Genomic DNA, 9528 nt, shown 5'->3' with positions numbered 1-9528 from the left:
AGGGCGGGGCGGAGGAGGGTGGTCGCCTTGGCGCGGAGGGGGGTGGGGTCGGGGGCGGCGGCGAGGAGGCGGGCGGCCTCGGGGGTGTCGAGGAGGTAGTCGAGGGCGTCGTCGAGGTCCGCGGCCATGCGGACCGGCTCGTCGAGGGGGCGCAGCTCGACGTCGCGGAAGCCGGCCCCCGCCAGGATGCCGCGGACGCGGTCGGGGTCGGCGAGCGAGAACGGGCCCGGGCTGCCGTCCTCCCGGTCCTCGGGGTCCTCCTCCGCCTGCGCCCCCTCCGGCGCCAGCCCGCGCACCGCGCCGTACGGGACCGCGAAGTGCGCGTTCTCCGCCAGGGTGCGCCAGCACAGCACGGCGAGCCGCCCGCCGGGCCGCAGCGCCGCCGCGAGGCGGCCGAACGCGGCGGCCGGGTCGGCGAAGAACATCACCCCGAACCGGCTCACCACCACATCCCGCTCCCCCGCGGGCAGCGCGTACGTCTGGGCGTCCCCGAGCGCGAACCCGGCGTTGCCCGGCCCCTGTTCCGCGGTGATGCGCCGCGCCTCGGCGAGCAGCGGCTCGGAGACGTCCAGCCCCAGCGCGCCGCCCCGCGGCGCCGCCGCGGCCAGCGCGCGCGTCGTCGCCCCCGCGCCGCAGCCGACGTCCAGGACCCGCTCGTCCGGACGGACGTCCGCCGCGCGCAGCAGATGGGGCGTCAGACGCCGGAACATCCCCTCGAACCGCTCCCGGTGGCGGACGAAGTGGTTGCCCGTGATCCCGTTCCAGGCCTCGATCTGCGGCTGGTTGGGCTGCGTCATGGCGTTCCTCCCGGGGTCCGGATGCCTACGACGCCAAGGATGCCTGCAACGCCGAGGCGGATGCGGAAGCCGGGCCGCGGCGGCCGTCGAGCAGCCGCCGCGGCCCGGCCGGAGTCGGCCCGGGCCCGGGCCCGGTCACGGTTTGCGGACCGCCGTGAACCCGCACTCCGCCGTGCACAGCGTGACGATCCCGCGCCAGGTCGAGCGGACCCGGCCATGCGTCTCGGTGTGCGTGATCTGCTTCTCGCGCAGCTCGGACCGCCCGCACCGCGGGCACGGCTCGGGACGGGCCGTCCCCCAGGGCTTGCTCGGGCTGAGGCTGCGCATCGCCGGGACGAAGAACACCACCGCGATGGCGATCGCGATGATCCCGATGACCATCGCGGCGGGGTGCGTCGCCTGCTGCTTCGCCAGCATGTCGGCGTAGCTGTAGGTGTGGGTGGGCACCCCGTTCACCGTCTCCTGGCACTGGTCGCCCTGCGACATCACGGTGCCGTTGCAGGTCGGCGCGGCGGTGTCACCCGGGTGGCCGGGGTAGACCTTGATCACGAGGAACAGCCCCAGCACGAGGAACGCCGCCAGGACGATGGCCGCGGTGGTCCGGGACTTCCCGGACCGGCGCCACTGGCGCTCCTTGACCGCGTTGTTGATGATTCTCTGCGACTTGTCGGCTTGCACCGGCATCGTTGCTCTTTCCCCCGAAGCGTCATAAAGGTGGGTTAACAGCTTGTCGGGATGGGGGACGCGAGGACGCGATGTGCGGTTGCGGTCTCCGTGTCACGACTCCGGCGGACGGGCCAGCGGCCAGCCGCCCGCGGCGAGGCGGGCGCTGACGCGGGCGAGCGCGGCGGTCGGCGGACGGGACCCGGCGGCGCCCGCCGCCGACGCGGAGTCGCGGGCGGCGCGGATCGCCGCCGCCGGCCCCGGCTCGGCCCCGGACGCCATCTCCTCGGCGACGGCCGCCAGGTGGTCGTCCGTCAGATGCGTGCCCAGCAGCGCGAAGAGCGGCTGGTAGTCCTGTTCGGGGACGCCCTCGGGGTAGCCCGCGCGCAGCCATCCGACCACCGCGGCGAGAAAGGGGGGCAGGTCCATGGTTCGTTCGCCCTTCAGCCGCCGTTGACGATGGTGAAGATGCCCCAGCCGATGCCCGCGAGCACCGCGGCGAAGCAGAGGCCGGCGGCCCCCGTCCCCACCGCCCGCGCCGCACCGGAGCCGGCGCCGGACGCAGAACCGGTACCGGACGCGGCGCCGGGGCCGGCGCCGCCGCCCGGCGCGGCGAGCAGCCGCAGCCCGACGGCGAAGAGCGCCGGCAGCCCCGCCCCGGCGAGCAGGCCCACCACGACGATCCGCCAGACGGCGCCCAGGTCGATCCAGGAGCTCATGGTCGTCCCACCCTTCCCTCAGGCCGCGGCCGCGGCCGGCGCGGGCGGCACCACGCCGCCCTGCCACTCGGCGTTGACGTTGTCGTGGCGCACCGCGGTGCGCCGGGAGCGCAGGAAGATCAGGGCGGCGACGGCGAGCAGCAGCACGGCGTCGACCAGCACCCCGCCCGTCCCGCCCACCAGGTGCGCCAGCCCGTAGCAGCCCGCGCCGACCGCGCCCGCGGCCGGCAGCGTGATCAGCCAGGCGGTGGCCATCCGGCCGGCGACGCCCCAGCGGACCTCGTCCCCGCGGACGCCCAGCCCGGTGCCGAGGATCGACCCGGTGGCGACATGCGTGGTGGACAGCGAGTAGCCGAAGTGGCTGGAGAGCAGGATCACCGCCGCGGACGCTGACTCCGCGGCCATCCCCTTGGGCGGGGTGATCTCCACCAGGCCCTTGCCGAGCGTCCTGATGACCCGCCAGCCGCCGGTGTAGGTGCCGAGGCTGATGGCGATCGCGCAGGAGAGGATCACCCAGAACGGCGCCGATGCCCCGGCGTGCACGGTGCCGTTGGCGATCAGCGCCAGGGTGATGATGCCCATGGTCTTCTGCGCGTCGTTGGTGCCGTGCGCCAGCGAGACCAGCGACGCCGAGCCGATCTGGCCGAGCCGGAAGCCGCGGCCCCGGGTGCCCTCCGGGATGTCCCGGGAGATCCGGTGGATCAGCCAGGTGCCGGCGGTGGCGATGAGGGCGGCGATCACCGGCGAGAGCGCCGCCGGGATGATCACCTTCTCCACCAGTCCGTGCCACTTGACGGCGCTTCCGCCCGCGGCGGCGAGCGTGGCGCCCACCACCCCGCCGATCAGCGCGTGCGAGGAGCTGGAGGGGATGCCGAGGAACCAGGTGAGCAGATTCCACACGATGCCGCCGGCGAGCCCGGCGAAGACCACGGTGAGGGTGATGGGGCCGGTGTCGACGAGGCCGGAGGCGATGGTCGCGGCGACGCTGAGGGACAGGAACGCGCCGACGAGGTTGAGGGCGCCGGAGAGGGCGACCGCGATCCTGGGCGGCAGGGCGCCGGTGGCGATGGAGGTGGCCATCGCGTTGCCGGTGTCATGGAAGCCGTTGGTGAAATCGAACCCGAGAGCGGTGATCACGACGAGGGTCAGGAGGAAGTCGTTTCCCACCCTCGGAGTGTGGCGGGCTGCGGCGCCCCGGTTTAAGGGCTTCGGCCCCGCTGGGAGCGAGTTGTGCGCGGGTGTTCGCCCGGAGGTCGGATCCGCGTCACCGCGCTGACGGCTCGTCACCGGGAGTGGCGCCCGGACGGTGGTTTGTCCCCATCTCCCCCGAAGGACTTGAGCCGGGAGCCGGTTTCTGTGACTCTTGGGGCCGCGCGGACTGAAACAAGGTTTCGGATCAACCCAGGGGGGACGACCCGAGCGAGGTGCACCCGCTATGAACGGCTGGCAGCAGGACGGCACGGCGCCGATACCCTCGGCGACCGGGTGGGGCGAAGTGCCCGACGACGATCCGCTCTTCGGCCCGCTGCCGGGAAGCACCCCCGCGCGGCCGTACTACGCGGCCCCGATGCCGCCCGTGCCGCCGCCGATGCCGCTCGCCCCGCCGGCGTACTACCCGGAGCCGGAGCCGGAGCCGATGCGCACGCCGATGTCGGCGCAGATACCGACGCAGCTGTCGGCGCCGATGCCGCCGCGGATACCGACGCCGATGCCGGTGGTGGCGCCGGCGTACCCGGAGCCGACGTTCCCTCAGCCCGCCTTCCAGGACCCGCCCTTCCCCGAGCCCTCGTCCTGGGAGCCCCAGGTTTCGCGCGACCCCTGGGGAGCGGCGTACCAGGAGCCGGCGCCGCAGGTGCCCGCGTACCCGCCGCCGCACATCGGCGGCCCGCTCTTCGCCGACGACGCCACCCCGCACGGCGGCGTCCCCGCCTTCTCCGACCTCCCGGACCTCCCCGCCTTCCCGGACGCGCCCCCGGCGGCGTTCCCCGCGCAGGCCCCGGCGTACGCCGCCCCGTCCTACGCCCCCGCGCACACCCCCGCCGCCACCTACCCGTTCGCGGCCGGCGACGCGCCCGAGCCCGCGGACGCGCGGACACCCCCGACCGGCGGCGGCATCCACGGCCTCGACGGCCCGGACCCGACCGGCGGCCACCGCCGCCCGCGGCAGCGCCGCCGCCGCGTCGGCGCCCCGCTGCTCGGCGTCGCCGCCGTCGCGGTGGCCGCCGGGGCGGGGATGATGACGCTCCGCGCCACCACCGGACCGTCCACCCAGGGCACTTCGGCCGCCGGGCCGGCCCGCACCGCCGCCGACACTTCCGGCGCCGGCTCCCCGTCGGCCGGCGGCTCGGCGAGCGCCAGCCGCACGCCGTCCTCGACGCCCGGCCGGACGCACTCCGCCCCCGCGCGAACGCACGCGGCGAAGGCGCCCGCCGCGCCGACCCCGACCCGCCCGCACCGGACGGCCTCCAGCACCCCGAGTTCGACGCCCTCCAAGAGCACCTCCGCCTCCCCGAGCCACAGCGCTTCCGCGTCCCCGTCCCAGTCGGCGGGCGGCGGCTCCTCGTCGACGCCGACGGCCGCCCCGACGCCGGTCTCCTCGGCCGCGGTGGCCCAGGTGCTGGAGCTGATCAACAAGGCGCGCGCCCAGCAGGGCCTCTCGCCGCTCACCATCTCCACCGGCCTCACCACCAGCGCCACCCGCCACACGATGACGATGGCCGGTGGGTGCGGGCTCTCCCACCAGTGCCCGGGCGAGGCGGGTTTGGGCGACCGGGAGACCGCGGCCGGCGTGAAGTGGGGCGCGGCGGGCGAGAACATCGGCGAAGGCGGCCCGGTGGACAACACCTCGGCGGCGATCGCCAGGATGGCGGTCGGCCTCACCCAGGGGATGCTGGACGAGAAGCCCCCGAACGACGGCCACCGCAAGAACATCCTGAGCAGCAGCTATTCGCATATCGGCATATCGGTCTACCGGGACGCCAAGGGCACCGTCTGGCTCACCCAGGACTTCTCCGACTGACGGACCGACTTCCCGACCGACGGACCGACGGACCGGCCCTCCGGCAGACCGATCGTCAGAACTCGCGCGGGCGACCGAAGAACGCCCCGTCGATCAGTGATGCCCCATCACCCGCCCGGCGCAAGACCGCTCGATTGTTTTCGGTCATCACGCGCGCCGGGCGGCTCCGGCGTGCGCCCCGCCGCTTCGCGCCCGGCGCGCGGCATGCCCGATCGGAGCCTTTCGCTCCGTTGCGCCGGATAGTGTCTCGATGTTCACCTCCCGTCCTTTGATTTGCCTTTCACCCTATTGACGCGCGTTGAGCGCTCTCTTCACGATCGATGACGGCAACCACGGCAGCCGCAACTTCCCCCACCGCTCCTACGAGGTGATCATGGCCGAGCTGTCCCGCCGCAAACTGCTGAAGTCCGGACTCGCCGCAAGCGGGCTCGCCGCAGCCGCCACTCTGCTGCCCCCCAACCTCCAGCGCGCCATCGCCGACGAACCGGCGAAGGGGCCCGACACGCTGGACGAGATCGAGCACGTCGTCATCCTGATGCTCGAGAACCGCTCGTTCGACCACTACTTCGGCACCATGCCGGGCGTCCGGGGCTTCGACGACCCGACGATGGCGAAGCTGCCGAACGGCAGGAGCGTCCTCTACCAGCCGGACGACAAGAACCCCCTGGGCTATCTGCTGCCCTGGCACCTGAACACCAAGCAGACCAGCACCCAGGCGATCCCCTCCACCAGCCACGCGTGGACGGTGCAGCACCAGGCCGTCAACAACGGCGCCAACGACAGCTGGATGGCCGCGCACCGCAAGGCCGACGGCGACGCCCGGGCGCCCTACGTGATGGGCTACTACGAGGCCGCGGACATCCCGTTCCACTTCGCGCTCGCCGAGTCCTTCACGCTCTGCGACAACTACCACTGCTCGCTGCTGGGCCCGACCTGGCCGAACCGGATCTACCACTGGACCGGCATGATCGACCCCAACGGCACCGGTGGCGGCCCCGTCACCAGCAACGTGGTGCCGTCGCCGTTCCGCTGGACGACCTACCCGGAGCGGCTCGCCAAGGCCGGGGTCTCCTGGCACGTCTACCAGGAGGAGGACGACTACGGCTGCTGCCCGCTGGACTTCTTCGCGGCCTACCAGAACTCCAAGCCGGGCGACGCGCTCTACGAGCACGGCCTGCGGATCGGCCCGGCCGACCAGTTCGCCCAGGACGCGATGAACGACCGGCTTCCGACCGTCTCGTGGATCATCCCGACCTCGGCGCAGTCGGAGCACCCGTCCTACCTCCCGGCCGCGGGGGCGGACTTCGTCTCCCGCCAGCTGGACGCCATCGCCGCCAACCGCGACGTGTGGCGCAAGACCGTCTTCATCATCAACTACGACGAGAACGACGGGCTCTTCGACCACGTCGCCCCGCCGATGCCGCCGGCCGGCACCGCGGACGAGTTCGTCGGCGGACTGCCCATCGGCGGCGGCGTCCGGGTCCCCTGCACCATCGTCTCCCCCTGGACGCAGGGCGGGTACGTGGCCAGCGAGACCTTCGACCACACCTCGGTGCTGCGCTTCCTGGAGACCTTCACCGGCGTCAAGGAGACCAACATCTCCGCCTGGCGCCGGGACACCTTCGGGGACCTGACCAGCGCCCTGGGCCTGCCGAAGGCCAAGCCGTTCCCCAAGCTGCCGCACACCAAGCCGCTCTTCTGGCAGGCCGAGACCGAGGTGGCGACGCTGCCCGCGGCGACGCCCCCGACGACCGATCAGACGCCGCCGCACCAGGGCTCGTCGGCGGCGGCACGGGCGATCCCGTCGCCGACACCGTCCCCGTCCACCCAGGCCGAGGCGAAGTTCAAGGGCGCGGACCACCTGTTCCTCAGCCGGGCCGTGGAGAACCGCACCACCGCCCGGGAGGACTTCCCGCACGGCACCAAGGGGACCAACTTCCCCGGCCTGCTGGACGCGGCGCCCGAGGCCATACCGACCGGCAAGGCCTTCGCGTACGTGGCGGAGGTGGGCGGCAGCGCGCTGGTGATCGTCGACCCGTCCACCCATGCGCTGGTCGGCCAGGTCAGCGCGGGCACCAACCCGTACGGGGTGGCGCGCAACGCGGCCGGCACCCAGCTGTGGGTGACGCAGTCCGGGGCGAGCGCGGTCGGCCGGATCGACATCGCGGCCGGCAAGCTGGTGGGCACGGCCGCGGTCGGGCCGATGCCGCACGGCGTCGTCGTCTCGCCGGACGGCAAGCGGGTGTTCGTCGCCAACACCGGCGGCGACACCGGGCCGGGCGGCTCGCGCACGGTCTCGGTGCTGGACGCGGACGCCATCAAGGTGACGGACACCTGGGACGTCGGCATCTCCCCGCACGGGCTGGCGCTCACGCCCGACGGCGCGACGCTCCTCGCCTCCTGCTACGACGCGCTGGTCGCGGTGGACACCCGCTCCGGCAAGCACGTCGGCCGGCTGCGGGCGCTGGGCCGGGCGGTCGGCGTGGCGGTGCACCCGGACGGGAAGCGGGCGTACGTGGCCAACTCCTGGTCGGGCACGGTCGCGTTCGTCAATCTGCGGTCGATGCAGGTGACGTCGTCGATCCGGGTCGGGGCGACGCCCTGGCGGGTGGCGGTGGACGAGGAGGGCTCGCGGGTCTTCGTCACCACGGCCGGCGACGACCGGGTGACGGCGCTGGACGCCAAGTCCGGACGGAAGCTCGGCTCGGCGAGCGTGGGGCGCATCCCCACGGCGCTGACCGTGGCGGACGGCACGGCCTGGGTCGGCACCAACTCCAGCGGCACGCTGGCGGCGGTGAACGCCGCGACGATGGCCGTGGAGGGCACGGCGGTGCTGGGCTTCTCCACGATGCCGACCGAGGTGGTGGTGGCGCCGGGGGCGTAGCGCGTTCGCCGGTGGAGACGTCGTCCGTTCGCGTCATGTCCATGGCGTGGCTCGACAACCCCGGGGCCGGTTTTCTGTAGAACCGGTCCCGGCACCGGTCGGGCGTCCCTCTCGCATCATGGCTTACCGATCAGTGTTACCGCCCGGTAAAGCCCGCTGCTGCGAAGGGAACTGACGATGCCCCGGAAAAGTCTGCTGAGGGCGGCGGTCGGCGGTGCGCTGGCCGCCGCGCTCGGCATTGCGGCCGCCCCGGCCGCGACCGCTTCTGCTTCTGCTTCTGCCTCCGCCTCCGCCTCTGATGCCCCCGCGGGGAAGTACGTCGCCCTCGGCGACTCCTACTCCTCCGCGCCGCTGGTGCTGCCCGTCGCGCCCGGCGCCCCGCTGGACTGCGCGCAGTCCGCCCGCAACTACCCGCACCTCACCGCGGCCGCGCTCGGCCTGCAGCTCACCGACGTCTCCTGCGGGGGCGCCAAGGTCGAGAACATGACGCAGGCGCAGTACCCGGACGCGCCGCCGCAGTTCAACGCGCTCACCCCGGACACCACCACGGTGACGCTGGGCATCGGCGGCAACGACAACAACACCTTCGTCACCGCGGTGGCCGGCTGCGGGGTGATCGACGTCCTGCACCCGATCTCGGCCCACGCGTACTGCCAGGACTTCTTCGGCTCGAAGTTCTCCGACGCGATCGCCTCGGACGGGCCGAACATCGCGGCGGCGCTGCAGCGGATCCACCAGCTGTCGCCGCACGCGCGGGTGCTGGTCGTCGGCTATCCCGACATCCTCCCGCAGTCCGGCGAGTGCTGGCCGCAGATGCCGCTCACCTCGGGCGACGTAGCCTACCTCAACGGCGTGGAGAAGGACCTCAACGCCATGCTGCAGAAGGCCGCCGCGGCGGGCGGCGCCACCTTCGTCGACACCTACGCCCAATCCGTGGGCCACGACGCCTGCCAACCCGAGTCCACCCGCTGGCTCGAACCCGTCGTCCCCTCCACCGACGCCATCTCCGTCCACCCCAACGCCACCGGCGAACAGCACATGGCGGCCGCGGTGGAGACCGCCCTGAAGGGCTGACCGCCCGCAACGGAGTCCGGCGCGCCCCCCGGCCAGCGGCACGAAGCCCGGGGCGCGCCGCCCGGCGGACACGCGGCACCCGACCGACGCCCGCCGAGGCACCACCGAGAACGGCCCGCACCCCACGCCGGTCGTGCGCCGAACCGATCGGCCGGCGCACGCCATCCAGCTCAATGCCCATCAATGCCCATCACGGCACCGCGGCCATCATCGGCGGCACCGCACATCGCACGGAGCCGCCGGCGTCGGCCCCGCGCCGCGTCGTCGCCGGCGGAACATCACGTCATGCCCACACCGACGGTTCGCCGAGCCGTCCGGCGAGCGGCAACGCGGCCACCGCCGGCCGTCGCAAGCCGCCCACCACCCGCCGCC

The 9528-nt window shown here is 73.7% G+C and carries 9 protein-coding genes and 1 pseudogene; 5 read left to right on the top strand and 5 right to left on the bottom strand.

Translation table 11 applies throughout. From position 1 onward, the window contains the following. The 5 genes from BIV57_RS18860 to BIV57_RS18840 form a co-directional block, all read right to left on the bottom strand. The coding region (locus tag BIV57_RS18860) for a class I SAM-dependent methyltransferase (protein WP_071658024.1) at positions 1–797 on the bottom strand (797 nt) is incomplete at its 3' end. Positions 798–932: 135 nt separating this feature from the next. Continuing rightward, on the bottom strand, positions 933–1481 hold the full coding sequence (locus BIV57_RS18855) for a hypothetical protein (protein WP_071658023.1): 549 nt from the start codon (positions 1479–1481) through the stop codon (positions 933–935). A 93-nt stretch (positions 1482–1574) separates the two neighbouring features. Beyond that, positions 1575–1889, bottom strand: a complete 315-nt coding sequence (locus tag BIV57_RS18850; protein WP_071658022.1) for a DUF3349 domain-containing protein — start codon at positions 1887–1889, stop codon at positions 1575–1577. A 14-nt stretch (positions 1890–1903) separates the two neighbouring features. After that, on the bottom strand, positions 1904–2179 hold the full coding sequence (locus tag BIV57_RS18845; RefSeq protein ID WP_071658021.1) for a hypothetical protein: 276 nt from the start codon (positions 2177–2179) through the stop codon (positions 1904–1906). An 18-nt stretch (positions 2180–2197) separates the two neighbouring features. Further along, a complete protein-coding gene (locus tag BIV57_RS18840; RefSeq protein WP_071658020.1) occupies positions 2198–3346 on the bottom strand; it encodes an inorganic phosphate transporter in 1149 nt (382 codons plus the stop codon). A 268-nt stretch (positions 3347–3614) separates the two neighbouring features. On the opposite strand from BIV57_RS18840, the gene BIV57_RS25380 reads away from it, so the two are divergent. From BIV57_RS25380 to BIV57_RS25630, 5 genes and pseudogenes are all read left to right on the top strand, one after another. Beyond that, positions 3615–5198 carry a CAP domain-containing protein gene (locus BIV57_RS25380; protein ID WP_079170475.1) on the top strand — a complete coding sequence of 528 codons (1584 nt, stop codon included), beginning with the start codon at positions 3615–3617 and terminating at the stop codon, positions 5196–5198. A 373-nt stretch (positions 5199–5571) separates the two neighbouring features. Next, a pseudogene (locus tag BIV57_RS26190) lies at positions 5572–6972 on the top strand (alkaline phosphatase family protein); the annotation flags it as partial. A 429-nt stretch (positions 6973–7401) separates the two neighbouring features. Continuing rightward, positions 7402–8082 carry a hypothetical protein gene (locus BIV57_RS26185; RefSeq protein WP_245797802.1) on the top strand — a complete coding sequence of 227 codons (681 nt, stop codon included), beginning with the start codon at positions 7402–7404 and terminating at the stop codon, positions 8080–8082. Between the two features lie 177 nt (positions 8083–8259). After that, on the top strand, positions 8260–9156 hold the full coding sequence (locus tag BIV57_RS18825; protein WP_079170474.1) for an SGNH/GDSL hydrolase family protein: 897 nt from the start codon (positions 8260–8262) through the stop codon (positions 9154–9156). Positions 9157–9329: 173 nt separating this feature from the next. Further along, on the top strand, positions 9330–9528 hold a 199-nt coding region (locus BIV57_RS25630; RefSeq protein ID WP_217651743.1), incomplete at its 3' end, for a hypothetical protein.

The organism is Mangrovactinospora gilvigrisea, assembly GCF_001879105.1.
GTDB lineage: Bacteria > Actinomycetota > Actinomycetes > Streptomycetales > Streptomycetaceae > Mangrovactinospora > Mangrovactinospora gilvigrisea.
This window is presented reverse-complemented; position numbering and strand designations above follow the sequence as displayed.

Excerpts from the sequence above, each read along its gene's own strand:
- BIV57_RS18855 (WP_071658023.1), bottom strand. The coding sequence starts at position 1,481 with ATGCCGGTGCAAGCCGACAAGTCGCAGAGAATCATCAACAACGCGGTC.
- BIV57_RS18850 (WP_071658022.1), bottom strand. The coding sequence starts at position 1,889 with ATGGACCTGCCCCCCTTTCTCGCCGCGGTGGTCGGATGGCTGCGCGCG.
- BIV57_RS18845 (WP_071658021.1), bottom strand. The coding sequence starts at position 2,179 with ATGAGCTCCTGGATCGACCTGGGCGCCGTCTGGCGGATCGTCGTGGTG.
- BIV57_RS25380 (WP_079170475.1), top strand. The coding sequence starts at position 3,615 with ATGAACGGCTGGCAGCAGGACGGCACGGCGCCGATACCCTCGGCGACC.
- BIV57_RS26185 (WP_245797802.1), top strand. The coding sequence starts at position 7,402 with ATGCCGCACGGCGTCGTCGTCTCGCCGGACGGCAAGCGGGTGTTCGTC.
- BIV57_RS18825 (WP_079170474.1), top strand. The coding sequence starts at position 8,260 with ATGCCCCGGAAAAGTCTGCTGAGGGCGGCGGTCGGCGGTGCGCTGGCC.